Source organism: Nesterenkonia sp. F (assembly GCF_000220985.1).
GTDB lineage: Bacteria > Actinomycetota > Actinomycetes > Actinomycetales > Micrococcaceae > Nesterenkonia.
Map to the genome: position 1 here is coordinate 20,008 of NZ_AFRW01000078.1, position 14,836 is coordinate 34,843.

The following is a 14,836-nucleotide window of genomic DNA, read 5'->3' on the forward strand; positions in this document are numbered from 1 at the left end:
GGCGGGCGGGCTCAGGAGCTCATCGAGGTCTCCCAGGCGGCGTGCAGCCGGGAGAAGTAGCCGCCGGCGGCGATGAGCTCGTCCGGGGAGCCGTCCTCGACGACCTGCCCATGGTCGACGACGAGCACCCGGTCGGCGATCGTCACCGTCGACAGTCGGTGGGCGATGATCAGCGCGGTCCGGTGCCCGAGGAGCTTCTGCAGCCCCTGCTGGACCAGCTGCTCGCTGGGCAGGTCCAGCGAGGAGGTCGCCTCGTCGAGGATCAGCACCGCCGGATCGGCCAGGAAGGCCCGGGCAAAGGAGATCAGCTGCCGCTGGCCGGCCGACAGCCGGCCGCCCCGGCTGGAGACGTCGGTGTCATAGCCCTCGGGCAGCGAGGCGATGAACTCATGGGCGCCCACCGCCCAGGCGGCGTCGACGATCTCCTCCTCGGCGGCGTCGGGCCGGCCCAGGGCGATGTTGTCCCGGATGCTGCCCGAGAACAGGAAGGCCTCCTGGGTCACCATCGCCACATGCCGGTGGTGGTCGTCCAGCGCCAGCTCGCGCAGGTCGACGCCGTCGAGCGTCAGCGAACCGGAGGAGACGTCGTAGAAGCGTGCCAGCAGCTTCACCAGCGTCGACTTGCCCGCGCCGGTGGTGCCGACGACGGCGACGGTCTGGCCGGCCGGGATGTGCAGGTCCAGCGGGCCGAGCACCGTGGGGCCGTCGTCGGTGTAGCGGAAGGCGGCGTCGGCGAAGCGCACCTCGCCGGCGCAGGAGTCCAGATGCTCCGGCTCCTCGGCCTCCTCGATCGTCGGCCGTTCCTCGAGCAGTCCGGAGACCTTCTCCAGCGCCGCCGTCGCCGACTGCAGCGAGTTGTAGAACATCGCGATCATGTCGAGCGGCTGGAAGACGCGCTTGGTGGCCAGCAGCAGCGCGACCAGGATGCCGACCTCCAGGTCCCCGGAGAGCACGCGGAATCCGCCCCAGACCAGCACCGCGGTCACCGTGAGGTTGCCCAGCGCCATCAGCGTGGGCTGCAGGATGCCGAAGAGCCCCAGCGAGCGGACCATGTCGTCGCGGTAGGCCCCGGCGAGCCGGCGGTACTGCCGGGATCGCGCCGTCTCGCGGCGGAAGGCCTGCACCGCACGGATGCCGGTCATCGTCTCGACGAAATGCACGATCATCCGCGCCGAGGAGATGCGGGTCTGCCGGTAGGCAACCTCCGAGCGCAGCTGGTACCAGCGGCCGAGGACGGCGATCGGCACTGCGACGGCGAGCAGCAGCAGGCCCGAGCGCCAGTCCATGATCCAGATGGAGATCGCGGTGAAGGTCATGAACATGACGCCCTGCACCAGCGAGTTGATGCCGCCGTCGAGCAGCTCGCGCAGCGACTCCAGATCCGAGGTCTGCCGGGAGATCACCTTGCCGGAGGTGTACTCCTCATGGAAGTCCAGGCTCAGCTGCTGGGTCTGACGGAAGACTTCGCCGCGCAGGGTGAAGAGCATCTGTTGGGAGACCGAGGCCGTCATCCGGGTGTAGGCCATGATCAGCAGCCCGGCGGTGAGCGCGGCGGCGACGTAGGCCGAGCCGGGCAGCCACATGCCGATCATCTCGCCCTCGGTCATCCGCGGCAGGCCCCAGTCGATGGCCCAGGCGATGATCATCGGCGTCGCGGCCTGGGCGGCCTGGGCGATGAGCACGCAGAGCACGGTCAGCAGCAGCTTCGCCCGCACGCCCTTCGACAGGTGCGCCAGCAGCTTCAGCGAGCGGCGGCGGATGAATCGCCGCTCCTCGGCGTCCATCTGGACCTGCTCCTCGCCGGCGGTCCCGCGCAGGTGGTCGTAGTCGGGATCCGACGGGGAGAACCGGCCGGCGCGCAGCTCCGGGGAGATCGGCGTGGCGATGGTCGCGGCGATCGGGTCCGCGTCGAAGTCCGGGACCTCGACGGCACGGCCGTCCCGCCGGACCTCGTGCCGGGCGTCATGGGGCGTGCCGCTCCGGTCGGCGGTCCGGTCGGCGGTCTGCTCAGCCATGCTGGGGCACCTCCTGCCGTGCTCCGGGCTCCGGGCAGCCGCAGGGGTCGTCGACGGCGGCGGTCTCCCGGGCCGAGTGGTCCGCCGGCGTCTCCCCGGCGGCGTCGGCACCGCAGGTGGGGTCGCCGTCGCGCACCAGCTCGTCCGGCTCCGGCGCCGTGCTCATCACCCGACGGTAGCCGGGGCTGGAGGCCAGCAGCTCGGCGTGCGTGCCGACCTCCTCGATGCGGCCGGCGCGCAGCAGCGCGACGCGGTCGGCCAGCGCGACGGTGGAGGGACGGTGGGCGACGATCAGCGTGGTGGTGCCGTCGAGCACCTCGCGCAGACGTTCGGTCACCCGCTCCTCGGTGCGCACGTCCAGGGCGGAGAGCGGGTCGTCGAGCAGCAGGATCGACGGGGAGGCCGCGATCGCCCGGGCCAGCGCCAGCCGCTGCCGCTGACCGCCGGAGAGGCTGAGCCCCTCTCGCCGATGGGCTGTCGACTCCGTGCGGCAGGTCGTCGACGAATTCGGCGTCGGCGGTGGTCAGCGCCTGCCGCATGAGCTCCTCCAGCTCGTCCGCGGTCGGCTTCTCGGCCCGCGCGGGGTGCTGGGGGTCGTCGGCGTCGCGCTCGTGCGCAGTGCCCAGCAGCACGTTGGCGCGCACCGTGGCCGAGAACAGCGTGGGGTCCTCGAAGGCGACGGCGAGCCGGGAGCGCAGGTCCGCCAGGTCGTAGTCGCGGACGTCGACGCCGTCGACGCGCACCGAGCCGGACGTGACGTCGTGCAGCCGCGGGACCAGGCTCATCAGCGTCGAGGTTCCGCCGCCGGTCTGCGAGACCAGGGCCATGGTCTCGCCGGGCTCCAGCCGCAGCGAGACCCCGTCGAGCAGATCGCGCTCGGCCGGATCGGCGTCCGGGTGGCGGAAGTGCACGGCGTCGAACTCGAGCAGCCCCTGCTCCTCCGCGGTGGCCGGCGAGTCCGGCGAGGCGATGGCGTTCTCCGTGTCCATCACGTCGGCGTGCCGGTCGATGGCGGTCTTGGCGGTGAAGGTCATGCCCAGCAGCATGCCGACGCCCTCCACCGGGCCCTTGAGCACAGCGGCGGTGGCGAAGAAGGCCGCCAGCGCGCCGACGCTGACGCCGGTGGTGTCCTCGTTGGCGACCTGCCAGAGGCCGATGAACAGGCAGAGTCCCAGCACCGTCTCCGGCAGGATGACCATGACCATGTTGAACTCGGCCTGGGTGCGGGCCTTGCGGACTTCGGTGCCGCGCAGCTTCTCCGCCTCGGTCGCGAAGCTCTTCAGCGCGTGGTGCCCGCGGCCGAAGGCCTTGAGCACGCGGATGCCGTGGACCGACTCCTCGACCTGCGTGGCGACGTCGCCGGCCTGGTCCTGGGCACGCCGGGAGTAGGCGACGAAGCGTCGGCGGAAGTGCGGGCCGTAGATGGTGATGGGGATGGCGGCGACCAGGAAGATCACCGCGAGCAGCGGCGAGAGCGACATCATCAGGATCAGTCCGATCACCATGCTGACCAGCGAGGAGATGAACATGATCGAGCCGAAGGCGAACCAGCGGCGCAGCAGGTTCAGGTCGGCGATGGCCCGGGACTGCAGCTGGCCGGCGCCCCAGGCCGTGTGGAAGCTGGCCGGCAGGTGCTGCAGCTTGTCGAAGAGCGTGGTGCGCATCGACGTCTCGGCGTCGGAGGCCGGCGGGATGACGAAGATGCGGCGCAGGAAGAACAGGGCGGCCTCCAGCAGGCCGAGCCCCAGGATCAGCCCCGCCGCGCCCCAGACGGCGCCGGAGTCGGCGCCCTCGGCGAGCACCGAGTTGACCAGCTCCTGGATCACCTGGGGGATGATCAGCGCCACGATGCCGGCTCCCACGGCCGAGAGGAGGCCCAGAGTCCAGCGGAGGCGGATGCCGTGGAGATACGGATCGAGCCGCCGCAGGGCCTGGACGAGGGTGCGGCGGCGGGTGGAGGACTCGGCGTCCGAGAGCTGCGAATCTCGTGGCATGAGAGCACACAGTGTAGTTGACCGATCACTCCGGGGGAAGAGGCGAGCTCATGTCCGAGGGGCGACTCAGAGATGTCTCAGCGGCATCGTGCGGCGCAGCGGCGGGATGGTGAGCATGCGGAACGATGTCCGCGGAGACGTCAGCCGCGCGGCACCAGGTCCAGGACCGTGGCCTCCGGCGGACAGTTGAACCGCAGCGGCGCGGTCCGTGAGGTGCCGACGCCGGCCGAGACGTGCAGCGGGACCTCGCGGCCGGTCGAGGAGCGTGTGGTGGACAGTCCGCTGGCCTGCGACCGGGGGAGGTCGCAGTTGGTCACCAGAGCACGGCGGCCGGGCAGGCAGACCTGTCCGCCGTGGGTGTGGCCGGCCAGGATCAGGTCCGCGCCGGTGTCGGCGAAGGTGGTCAGCGTCGAGCCCATCGGCGCGTGGGCGATGCCCAGTCGCAGCGCGTCGTGCTGCGCATCGTGCAGCGCGGCGTCCTGGGGCCAGCCGGCGAAGCGATCCAGGTCGATGTGCGGGTCGTCGACGCCGGAGAGGTGCACGGACCGGCCGGCGACGACGGTCTCCCGGGCTCGATTGCGCAGATCGATCCAGCCGGAGCCGGTGAAGCCGGCGACCAGCTGGTCGGTGGGCAGATGCTCCGGCTCGGCGGGCGGCGCCGAGGGGCCGAACAGATAGCCCAACGGGTTCTTCAGCCGGGGCCCGTGGTAGTCGTTGGAGCCGGTGACGAAGACGCCCGGGAAGCGGCGCAGCGGCCCCAGCGCCTCCAGCAGCTCGGGCACGGCCTCGCGGTGCGAGAGATTGTCCCCGGTGTTGACCACCAGATCCGGCTGCAGCTCCGCCAGGGACTGCAGCCAGGCGAACTTCCTTCGCTGGCCGGGGACGTAGTGGATGTCCGAGATGTGCAGGATCCGCAGCGGCCGCGCCCGAGGCGGCAGCACCGCGGGTTGCTCGTGCCGGATCGTGAAGCGGGTCAGGCCGATCGTGCCGGCGTAGGCCAGCGTCCCCAGCCCGACGGCGGCCGTTCCCGCGGCGGCCAGGGCCAGGGGGCGGGGGATCCGCGAGAGAGTGCTGCAGTCGGGCACGGCGATGCTCCGTGATCTCGATCGGGCGCGTCGGCCGCCGATGGGGGCCGACGCGCGAGGGGCCGGTCGGGGCCGACGGGGATCAGTCGTCCGAGTCGTCCGAGTCGTCCGAGTCGTCCGAGTCGTCCGAGCTGTCGGAGCTATCGTCGGAGCTGTCGTCGGAGCTGTCGTCGGAATCGTCGTCCGACGCCCCCTCGGGCTCGGTGCCGTCCCCGTCGGCCGTCACGCCCTGATACCGCACCGTCGACCCGGGATCCTCCCACGGCGAGTCGTCCGGTTCGGGGAACTCGTCGGTCTCGTACGACGGGGCGACCTCGGACATGAACGACTCCCACTGGGGGTAGGCGATGGTGGAGCCGTAGACGTGCTCGTGGGTCGTGCCGTTGATCTCGATGCCCTCGCGACCGTCCGCGGCGAGCTCGCTGCCCATCGAGTACTGGCCCTCGGTGGTGCCGACCCAGCTCGCCGTCGTCAGCCCCGACGTGGACCCGATGAACCATGTGGAGGACTCGTTGTTGTTCGTCCCCGTCTTGCCGATGGCGGGGAAGTCGAGGTCATCGTCGCCCTCCTTGTGTCCGGCGATGTGGCCCAGGGTCACGTTGACCTCATTGATGACCTCTTCGTCGATCACCTGCTCGCAGTTCTTCTCCGGCACCTCATACTCGTTGCCCTCGGTGTCGGTGACCTCGGTGATCGCCCGCGGTCGGCAGTACTCCCCGCCGTTGGCGAAGGCGGCGTAGGCCGCCGCCTGGGTCAGCGGAGCGATCTCCGCACCGCCGAGGATGAAGGCAGGCTCCTTCGGGTTCATCTGCTCGCTGCCTCGCGCGGTGTGGATGTTCAGGCGATTCGTCACATCCGTGATGGCGCACATGTCCATCTCCTTGGCCACGGCCACGGTGGCGGTGTTCAACGACCAGTACAGCCCGTAGTCGAAGGTCATCTCGCGGTAGGCGTCGATGGCGTTGGCGATGGACCAGCCGTTCGTGTCGTCGAGCTGGAACGAGCCTCCGGGCAGGCAGCTGGCCTCCCAGGTGCTGCCGCGCTCGTAGTGGTCCTTGCTCGCATCGACCATGTCCATCATCGAGTTGCCCTGCTCGACCCAGGCCGCGGCCACATAGGGCTTCAGCGAGGAGCCGCCCTGGAAGCCGCCGCTTCCGCCGTAGGAGAAGTCGGTGTTCCAGTTGATCACGTTGCTCGCGGGGTCATCCTCGGCGCTGTACTCCGAGTTCTGGGCCATGGCCTTGATGTTGCCGCTGCCCGGCTCCACCGTCACCAGGCTCGCACCGACCTGCTGGGTGGTGTCGTCCTGCGCGTAGTCCTCGGTCGGGACGCTGTCGTCGAAGGTCGCGTCCGCCTCCTCCTGCAGATCCGGGTCCAGCGTGGTGGTGATGCGCAGCCCGCCCCGGTTCAGCAGCCGTTCCCGCGCATCGCGGTCCGGGCCGAAGGTATCGTCGGCCAGGACGACGCGCCGGACGTAGTCGCAGAAGTAGGCCGCTCCGTCGGCCGCGATGCAGCCGTCGGGACGGGTGTTGTGCTCGGCTCCGAGGTCCTGCCGGACCGCCTGACGGTAGAGCTTGTCGCTGATCACGCCGTCGTCGTGCATCACGCTCAGCACGACGTCGCGCCGCTCCCGGGCGGCCTCGGCGTTGTCCACCGGGTCGTAGCCGTTGGGGGACTGGACCATGCCGGCCAGCGTGGCCGACTGGGACAGCGAGAGCTCGCTGGCCGAGACTCCCCAGTAGTGCTGGGCGGCGGCCTCGACCCCGTAGACGCGTCCGCCGAAGGGCACGATGTTCAGATAGCCCTGGAGGATCTCGTCCTTGGTCATCTCCTCCTCGGCGGCGACGGCCAGCTTCATCTCGCGGAGCTTGTCCGCGTAGGTCTTGGTGCCCGAGATCGTGGTGCGCTCGCCCCGCAGATTCTGGGCATTGATGAGCACGTTGTTCACGTACTGCTGGGTCAGCGTCGAGGCGCCCTGCTGAGTGTCGGTGGTCAGGTTGTTGACCACGGCGCGGGCCAGGCCGCGGGCGTCCACCCCGTCATGCTCGTAGAACCGCTCGTCCTCGATGGCGACGATGGCGTCCTTCATGTGCTGCGAGATCTCGTCGAACTCCACCGGCTCGCGATCCTCCGCGTAGAAGGTCGCCAGCTCCGTCTCGCCGTCGGCGGCGTAGACGTGGGAGGGCACGGAGAGCGGCTCCTCGTCCATCTGCGCCGGCAGCGTGTCCAGGAGGTCCTTGCCCGCCGCGGCGGCCGCGCCGCCGGTGGCGGCGAGGGGGAAGATGAGCCCGGCGGCCAGCACGCCGCACAGTCCGCTCACACCCAGGAAGGACATGATCTTGCCGAGCGTGGTGGCCGTGTCGAACAGCGGGGACTTGGAGGAAGCCATGTCGACCATGGTAACGGTCGCGGGCGCGCGCTTCACTGGACGTCTGCTGGGTGTGCGCGGCTAGGCTGAGGGCATGACTGCATCTCAGACGCGGTGGGAGTACGCCACCATTCCGCTCATCATCCACAACACCAAGGGCATCCTCGACCAGTGGGGCGACGAGGGCTGGGAGCTCGTGACCGTGCTGCCCGGGCCCGAGGGCAACGCCCCCGTCGCCTACCTGAAGCGTCCGAAGGCCGACTGAGCACGTCGGACCTGCGCAGGATCCGTCCGGGATCTGCGGAGAACCCGCTGGGCCTGCTGGACCAGCCGAGCATGAGGAGTGCGATGAGCGAGGAGACCACGACCGGCGGCACCTCCCGGGTGGAGGCGCGGCTCGCCGAGATCGGCCTGACCGTCCCCGAGGTCGTGCCGCCGGTGGCGGCCTATCAGCCGGCGGTCGTCGCCGACGGCGTCGTCTACACCGCCGGGCAGCTGCCGCTGGTCGACGGCGAGCTGCCGCACCGCGGCAAGGTCGGCGCCGAGGTGACCGCCGAGCAGGCGACCGAGCTGGCACGGCAGTGCGCGTTGAACTGTCTGGCGGCTCTGAAGCACGCGGTCGGCGATCTGGACCGGATCACGCGGATCGCGAAGGTCGGAGGCTTCGTCGCCTCCGCCCCGAGCTTCACGGGCCAGCCCGCGGTGCTCAACGGGGCCTCCGAGCTCTTCGGGCAGGCCTTCGGCGACGCCGGCCGGCACGCTCGGAGCGCAGTCGGCGTGGCCGTGCTGCCCATGGACACGCCCGTCGAGGTCGACGTCATCGCGCACATCGCCTGACTGCCGACTCCCCGGGCGCTCCCCGGGCGCTCCCCGGGCGATGACTCCGTGGAAGGTGTGGGAATGTCGCCGTATTCCCACACCTTCCACGGAGTCATCGCCCGGAGGCCGGAGGGGCGCCGCTCGACGAGCGGACACGACGAAAGCCCCGCCGGTGCGGCGGGGCCTTCGTCTAGGCCGAGGCGTCGGCGGGACGCTCAGCGGGAGCGCTGGCGGATGCGCTGGATGTCGAGGATCACGACGGCGCGGGCCTCGAGGCGCAGCCAGCCGCGCTGGACGAACTCGGCCAGCGCCTTGTTGACGGTCTCGCGGGAGGCGCCGACCAGCTGGGCCAGCTCCTCCTGGGTGAGCTCGTGGGCCACCAGCACGCCGTCCGGCGCCGGACGGCCGAAGCGGTCGGCCAGGTCCAGCAGGGCCTTCGCCACTCGGCCGGGGACGTCGGAGAAGACCAGGTCCGCCAGCGACTCGTTGGTCCGGGTCAGGCGCTTCGCCAGCGCCTGCAGCAGCTGCACCGAGACCTCCGGCGTGGAGGTGATGACCTCGCGCAGGCTCTCATGCCTCAGGCCGGCCAGCCGCGTCTCGGACACCGCCGTGGCGGTGGCGGTGCGCGGCGCCGGGTTGAACAGCGCCATCTCGCCGAAGACCTCGCCCGGGCCGAGCACGGCGAGCAGGTTCTCCCGCCCGTCCGGCGTGGTGCGGCCGAGCTTGATCTTGCCGGAGACGATGAAATAGAGCTGGTCGCCCTGGTCGCCCTCGTGGAAGACGGAGCTGCCGCGGGAGAGATCGACCTCGGAGAGCTCGGCGGTCAGAGCGGCGAAGACGTCGTCGTCGACGGTCGCGAAGAGTGGTGCGCGACGCAGTACTTCAAGATCCATGGGCTTCCGTTCTTCCTCTCCGAGATGCATGCGGTCTCGCTGGTAATGAAGTTACCAGGTCAGGCCACCCCCGGGAAACGGCCCGCGCGGGGCAGACGGGTGTGAGAACCTGGACTTCGATCATCCGACCGGCCGAACACCTTCGCATGTCGCCGCCCTCCGCGTCGAATCGTCTCGGATCTCGGGGCCTCGACCTGGGATCATGCGCTCGCGCGACGCGGAGGCCGTCGTCCGCCCCGCCGTCGTCCGCCCGCCGCACCGCGGGCCGAGGAGAGCTTCGACCCCATGGGACCCCTGCTGCTCGATCTGATCCTGGCCCTCGTTCTGCTGTCGGTGTTCGTCTCCGGGCTGCGCAAGGGGATCTGGATCACCGTCGGGGGCGTGGCCGGCTTCCTGGTGGGCGCCGCGGCGGCCTTCTTCGCCATCCCGATCGTCTCCGGCTGGGTCTCGGACCCCATCTGGCGGGTGATCGCGGTGCTCGGCGCCGCCCTGGTGCTCGTCGTCGCCGGCCACGCCCTGGGCACAACCGCCGGGGCCGAGCTGCAGCGGCTGACCCGCTCGCCGACGGTGCGCACCCTCGGTGCCCTCATCGGCGGGGTGCTGAACCTCGCGGTGGCCGGACTGGTGATCGCCGCGCTGTCCTTCTCCGTCGGGGCGATGGGCTTCCCCCAGGTCAACCAGCACATGCGGCAGTCGCACGTGCTGCAGGCGATCGACGTCGCGGTGCCGGACGCCGCGGAGATGTGGTTCGCCCAGGTGCGCACGCTGGTGCTCGAATCCGAGATCCCGCAGATCGCCCAGCCGCTGGTGCCGCAGCGCGAAGAGGCCCCCGACGACGTCGAGCTCAGCGACGGCGCCGAGGAGGCCGCCGGCTCGGTGGCGCGGATCGTCGGCGTCGCCGAGCAGTGCGGGCAGAGCCAGAGCGGGTCCGGCTTCGTCGTCTCTCCGACGCGGGTGGTCACCAACGCCCACGTGGTCGCCGGGGTCGGCTCGCCGAGCGTCGAGCTGCCCGACGGGCAGGTGGTCACCGGCCAGGTGGTGCACTTCGACCCGCGGCAGGACCTGGCGGTGCTGGCCGTCGACGAGCTGCAGGCCGAACCGCTGGAGTTCGACGACCCGATGGAGGTCGGCGAATCCGGCTACATCATGGGGTACCCCGCCGGAGGCCCGTTCCAGGCCGGCGCGGCGGTCGTGCAGGCCCGGGACATCTCGACCATCGAGGGGATCTACGGCGGACCGTCGAGCTCGCTGGAGGTCTACCAGCTCAACGCCGAGGTCCGGCAGGGCAACTCCGGCGGGCCGCTGCTGGACGAGGACGGCGACGTCGTCGGCGTGGTCTTCGCCCGCGCGCTGGAGGGCGACGCCGTCGGCTTCGCGCTGACCGCCGAGCAGGCCGGCGACGTGCTCACCGAACCCGGCCAGTACACCGAGACGGTCTCCACCGGGCAGTGCGTGGAGGGCTGAGCAGGGTCGTCCGTGCGGGGACGCGGCGGACGTTCAGCCGCCCAGCCGCTCGGCGAGCAGCTCGATCGCCAGCCGGTAGCCGGTGATGCCCGCACCGGCGATCACCGCGTCCGCCGCCGGGGAGATGTAGGAGTGCCGGCGGAACTCCTCGCGGGCGTGGACGTTGGACAGGTGCACCTCCACCGTCGGCCGCGCGACGGCGGTGAGCGCGTCGTGCAGCGCCACTGAGGTGTGCGTGTAGGCGGCCGGGTTGATCACGATCCCGTCGGCGCCGGGGGCCTCGGCCGAGCCGACGGCGCCCTGGACCGCATCGACCAGCTCGCCCTCGTGGTTCGACTGGATCAGCTCGACGGCGAAGCCGTGCGCGGACGCGGCAGTGCGGCAGGTCTCCTCGACGTCGGCCAGCGTCGCAGTGCCGTAGACCCCCGGCTCCCGGGTGCCCAGCAGGTTCAGGTTCGGGCCGTTGATGATCAGCAGGCGGCCGGTCTCGGCGGGCATCGGGGCTCCTCGCGGGGTCGGGCGGCGTCCTCGGCCGGTCGCGCGCCGGCCGCCTCCCACTCTAGCCGCCGGCCGGAAGCCGATCGGAAGCCGATCGGAGAGGAAGTCCCCGACGCTCTCACGCTGTGCCGATGCGGCATCACCCTTGTCCCGGGGCCCTGACCTGCGATGAGCTTCCTCCAGCGGCCCGATGTGAGCTGGAGCACAAGTCCGGCCTCCGGGGGGTGACGGAGCCCGTCGGAGCTCGGGCCGTGGGCATCGAGGCAGGAAGGACGATCATGAATCGCAGCATCCTCACCACGTCGGCGGCCACCGCGGCCGCTGCCGCACTTCTGGTCAGCGGAGGGTCGGCCGCCGTCGCCGCCCCGCCGTCGCACGCCGGGCCCGGCGCCGACCGCCCGGCCGGACCGGCGGCGCCGCAGGCCCAGACGGCCCGGACGCCGCTGGAACGTCAGGTCCTCGCCGAGGGTGATGGCTGGGCTTCGGCGGGCGACGGGACGACCGGCGGCTCCGCGGCGAGCCAGGAGCAGGTCCACGACGTCTCCTCCCGCGCCGAGCTGGTGGACGCCCTGGAGACCTCCGGCGACGAGCCCACGATCATCCGCGTCCACGGCGTCGTCGACGCGGCCACCGACGACGACGGCGGTCAGCTCACCTGCTCCGACTACGCCGTCGGCACCGGGTACTCGCTCGAAGAGTACCTGGCGGCCTACGATCCGGAGACCTGGGGCTGGGAGGAAGAGCCCTCCGGCGCGCTGGAGGAGGCCCGCGAGGCCGCCGAGCAGAACCAGAAGGAGCACATCCGCTGGGACATCCCGTCGAACACGACGATCGTCGGCGCGACGCCGGAGGCCGAGATCACCGGGGCGGCGCTGCGCATCGACGGCGAGGAGAACGTGATCCTGCGGAACCTCACCATCAGCGACTCGAAGGACTGCTTCCCCTCCTGGGATCCGACCGACGGCGATGCGGGGAACTGGAACAGCGAGTACGACATGCTGCAGATCATCAACGGCGCCGAGCACGTCTGGCTGGACCACAACACCTTCACCGACGCGCCGACCTTCGACGACGAGCTGCCCGCATACTTCGGCCGCACCTATCAGATGCACGACGGCGCGGTGGACGTCACCAACGGCTCCAACCTGGTGACGATGTCCTACAACAGCTTCGAGGACCACGACAAGCTGATGCTCATCGGCTCCACCGACTCGGCCGACCGCGGCGACCCGGGCAAGCTGAAGGTGACCATCCATCACAACCGCTTCACCGACGTCGGCCAGCGCGCTCCGCGGGTGCGCTGGGGCCAGGTGGACGTCTACAACAACCACTTCGTCACCACCGACGACAGCCCGGTGGACTACAGTTACCTCTTCGGCGTCGGCAACGAGTCGCATCTGCACGCCGAGGCCAACGCCATCGAGTTCCGCGGCGACGACGGCGGCGCGGACGAGGTGATCAAGAACTGGCGCGGCGAGGTCTACTCCGGCGAGGACAACCTGGTCGACGGTCAGCCCGTCGACCTGCTGGACGCCCACAACGCCGCCGTCGCGGAGGACCAGCAGCTGGACGAGGACACCTCCTGGACTCCGCAGCTGCGCGGCCGCGTCGACGCGCCGCAGGCTGTGCCGGCTCTGCTGTCCGGCAACGTGGGGCCGATCTACACCGTCGACGGCGCTGAGGAGGACTGATGGCCGCGGACCTGCTCAGCCGCCGCACGCTGCTGCGCACCGCGTCGCTGGCGGCGGGATCGGCCGCCGTCGTCGCCGCCGGAGCCGTGCCGGTCGCCGGAGCCGTCGCCGCGACGGGCTCCGGCGGGCGGCGCTCTCCGGTGATCTTCGTCGTCGGCGACTCCACCGCCTCGGTCTACGAGCACGAGCTGCGTCCGCGCACCGGCTGGGGGCAGGCGCTGCCGCTGTTGACCGGATCCGGTGCGAGCGTCTTCGACTACGCCTGGTCGGGTGCCTCGTCGAAGAGCTTCCACGACGCCGGCAAGCTCGACACCGTCCTGGAGCTCATGGGCGAGGGGGACATGCTGCTCATCTCCTTCGGGCACAACGACGAGAAGACCGACGACCCGGACCGCGGCACCGATCCCGACACCACCTTCAAGGAGTACCTGAGCCGGTACATCGACGGGGCGCGGTCCGTCGGGGCGGCGCCGGTGCTGGTCACCCCCGTCGAGCGGCGCCGCTTCGACGCCTCCGGGCAGGCGGGCGACTCGCACGGGGAATATCCGCGGGCGATGCGCGAGCTCGCCGAGGCCGCCGGCGTCGACCTGGTCGACCTCACCGCCTCCTCGCGGGCGCTGTGGCAGCAGGAAGGTCCGGAGGGTACGCGGGATCTCTTCCTGCATGTGGCGCCGGGCGTGCATCCGCAGTATCCCGACGGTCGGGAGGACGACACGCACTTCCAGGCCGCCGGGGCGCTCGCCGTCGCGCGGCTGGTCGCCGACGAGCTCGTCGAGCAGGGCATCGCGTCCGGCGGGCAGCTCGCCGCGCGGAACCGGCGGGTCGATCCGCTGGCCGCGATCAGCTGGCCGGCCGAGCGGCCGGTCGGGGAGGTCCGCATCCTCACCGTCGGCTCCGACGGCGACCACCCGACGGTGCAGGATGCGGTCGATGCCGTGCCGGCCGGCGAGCTGATGCGCACGCTGATCGGCATCCGGCCCGGCGAGCATCGACAGGTGGTGCGCGTGCCGGCGGAGAAGGCACGGATCAGCTTCATCGGGCTCGGGGAGCGTCCCGAGGACACCGTGCTGGTCTATGACAACGCCAACGGCACGCCGCTGCCCGACGGTGAAGGCACATACGGGACCACCGGCAGCACCTCGATCCGTGTGGACGCGCCGTGGTTCGAGGCGGAGAACCTCACCTTCGCCAACGACTTCGACGAGGAGGCCCACCCGGAGATCTCCGGGCGCCAGGCGGTCGCACTGCGGCTGGCCGGAGACTTCGCGGTGCTGCGGAACGTGCGCTGCCTGGGCGACCAGGACACGCTGTACGTGAACTCCCCGGAGACCGGCGTGGTCGCCCGGCAGTACTTCGTCGAGGCCCGGGTGGAGGGCGACGTCGACTTCATCTTCGGGCGCGGGACTGCGGTCTTCGACGGCTGCGAGATCGTCTCGCGGGACCGCGGCGCGGCGAACAACGGGTTTGTGACCGCCAGCAGCGTGGATCGGTCCATCGCCCACGGGCTGCTCTTCGACGGGTGCCGGTTCACCTCCGAGGCCGCACGGCGCACGGTGCACCTGGGGCGGCCGTGGCACCCCGGCGGGGATCCGGACGCGATCGCCCAGGTGCTGGTCCGCGACTCCCGGCTCGGCGCGCACATCAAGGCGTCGCCGTGGACGGACATGAGCGGCTTCCCGTGGCAACAGGCGCGCTTCGCCGAGCATCACAACCGCGGTCCCGGCGGCTTCGTCTCCGCGGACCGGCCGCAGCTGAGCCCGGAGGCGGCCGCGGAGCACACCGTCGCCGCGCATCTGCACGGCGGCGACGGATGGGCCCCGCAGCTGCTCGGCACCGCCGTCGACGCGACGGCGCTGCTGAGCCCGCGCCGTCGGCTGGAGCTGGCCGGCGTGTGAGGCCGGCCGGCGCGTCGGCAGGCTCCGCACGATGACGGGCCCCGGGTCCTCCCGTCGGGGAGGGCCCGGGGCCCGTCCGGTGCGCGCCGCGCGTGCGGCGGATCAGCCGGGAAG

Annotated in this window: 10 protein-coding genes and 1 pseudogene; 5 read left to right on the forward strand and 6 right to left on the reverse strand. The window is 71.3% G+C overall.

The annotated features are described in order from the left end of the window. Positions 1–11: 11 nt before the first annotated feature. The 4 genes and pseudogenes from GU5_RS0106295 to GU5_RS0106310 all read right to left on the reverse strand — a co-directional run bounded on the left by GU5_RS0106295 (position 12) and on the right by GU5_RS0106310 (position 7,483). Positions 12–2,015 carry an ABC transporter ATP-binding protein gene (locus tag GU5_RS0106295; protein ID WP_010524732.1) on the reverse strand — a complete coding sequence of 668 codons (2,004 nt, stop codon included), beginning with the start codon at positions 2,013–2,015 and terminating at the stop codon, positions 12–14. A 136-nt stretch (positions 2,016–2,151) separates the two neighbouring features. Further along, positions 2,152–4,009, reverse strand: a pseudogene (locus GU5_RS15865) (ABC transporter ATP-binding protein); the annotation flags it as partial. Between the two features lie 140 nt (positions 4,010–4,149). Beyond that, complete coding sequence (locus tag GU5_RS0106305; RefSeq protein WP_010524734.1) at positions 4,150–5,094, reverse strand: metallophosphoesterase; 945 nt, start codon at positions 5,092–5,094, stop codon at positions 4,150–4,152. A gap of 82 nt (positions 5,095–5,176) precedes the next feature. Next, positions 5,177–7,483 carry a transglycosylase domain-containing protein gene (locus tag GU5_RS0106310; protein WP_033227934.1) on the reverse strand — a complete coding sequence of 769 codons (2,307 nt, stop codon included), beginning with the start codon at positions 7,481–7,483 and terminating at the stop codon, positions 5,177–5,179. A 73-nt stretch (positions 7,484–7,556) separates the two neighbouring features. Here GU5_RS0106310 and GU5_RS17355 point away from each other — a divergent pair, with 73 nt between their 5' ends. Both GU5_RS17355 and GU5_RS0106320 read left to right on the forward strand, forming a co-directional pair. Next, a complete protein-coding gene (locus GU5_RS17355; protein WP_010524736.1) occupies positions 7,557–7,727 on the forward strand; it encodes a hypothetical protein in 171 nt (56 codons plus the stop codon). 83 nt (positions 7,728–7,810) lie between these two features. Further along, on the forward strand, positions 7,811–8,299 hold the full coding sequence (locus GU5_RS0106320; RefSeq protein WP_010524737.1) for a RidA family protein: 489 nt from the start codon (positions 7,811–7,813) through the stop codon (positions 8,297–8,299). 197 nt (positions 8,300–8,496) lie between these two features. On the opposite strand, the gene GU5_RS0106325 is transcribed toward GU5_RS0106320, so the two are convergent. Next, positions 8,497–9,174 (reverse strand): Crp/Fnr family transcriptional regulator, encoded by a 678-nt coding sequence (locus tag GU5_RS0106325; RefSeq protein WP_010524738.1) that lies wholly within the window; start codon positions 9,172–9,174, stop codon positions 8,497–8,499. Between the two features lie 285 nt (positions 9,175–9,459). On the opposite strand from GU5_RS0106325, the gene GU5_RS0106330 reads away from it, so the two are divergent. Next, positions 9,460–10,638 (forward strand): MarP family serine protease, encoded by a 1,179-nt coding sequence (locus GU5_RS0106330; RefSeq protein ID WP_010524739.1) that lies wholly within the window; start codon positions 9,460–9,462, stop codon positions 10,636–10,638. A gap of 33 nt (positions 10,639–10,671) precedes the next feature. Here the strand turns inward: GU5_RS0106330 and aroQ are convergent, their stop codons facing one another. Beyond that, positions 10,672–11,136 carry a type II 3-dehydroquinate dehydratase gene (gene aroQ / locus GU5_RS0106335; protein ID WP_010524740.1) on the reverse strand — a complete coding sequence of 155 codons (465 nt, stop codon included), beginning with the start codon at positions 11,134–11,136 and terminating at the stop codon, positions 10,672–10,674. Between the two features lie 278 nt (positions 11,137–11,414). Here aroQ and GU5_RS0106340 point away from each other — a divergent pair, with 278 nt between their 5' ends. Both GU5_RS0106340 and GU5_RS0106345 read left to right on the forward strand, forming a co-directional pair. Next, the gene (locus tag GU5_RS0106340) at positions 11,415–12,827 is read left to right on the forward strand and encodes a polysaccharide lyase family 1 protein (protein WP_010524741.1); all 1,413 of its coding nucleotides are present in this window, start codon (positions 11,415–11,417) and stop codon (positions 12,825–12,827) included. After that, positions 12,827–14,722, forward strand: a complete 1,896-nt coding sequence (locus GU5_RS0106345; RefSeq protein ID WP_010524742.1) for a pectinesterase family protein — start codon at positions 12,827–12,829, stop codon at positions 14,720–14,722. The genes GU5_RS0106340 and GU5_RS0106345 overlap by 1 nt, the downstream gene beginning before the upstream one ends. Positions 14,723–14,836 lie beyond the last annotated feature (114 nt).

Bases quoted from the DNA above. Each gene is read 5' to 3' on its own strand.
- GU5_RS0106295 (WP_010524732.1), bottom strand. From the start codon at position 2,015: ATGGCTGAGCAGACCGCCGACCGGACCGCCGACCGGAGCGGCACGCCC.
- GU5_RS0106310 (WP_033227934.1), bottom strand. From the start codon at position 7,483: ATGGCTTCCTCCAAGTCCCCGCTGTTCGACACGGCCACCACGCTCGGC.
- GU5_RS17355 (WP_010524736.1), top strand. From the start codon at position 7,557: ATGACTGCATCTCAGACGCGGTGGGAGTACGCCACCATTCCGCTCATC.
- GU5_RS0106320 (WP_010524737.1), top strand. From the start codon at position 7,811: ATGAGCGAGGAGACCACGACCGGCGGCACCTCCCGGGTGGAGGCGCGG.
- GU5_RS0106325 (WP_010524738.1), bottom strand. From the start codon at position 9,174: ATGGATCTTGAAGTACTGCGTCGCGCACCACTCTTCGCGACCGTCGAC.
- GU5_RS0106330 (WP_010524739.1), top strand. From the start codon at position 9,460: ATGGGACCCCTGCTGCTCGATCTGATCCTGGCCCTCGTTCTGCTGTCG.
- aroQ (WP_010524740.1), bottom strand. From the start codon at position 11,136: ATGCCCGCCGAGACCGGCCGCCTGCTGATCATCAACGGCCCGAACCTG.
- GU5_RS0106340 (WP_010524741.1), top strand. From the start codon at position 11,415: ATGAATCGCAGCATCCTCACCACGTCGGCGGCCACCGCGGCCGCTGCC.
- GU5_RS0106345 (WP_010524742.1), top strand. From the start codon at position 12,827: ATGGCCGCGGACCTGCTCAGCCGCCGCACGCTGCTGCGCACCGCGTCG.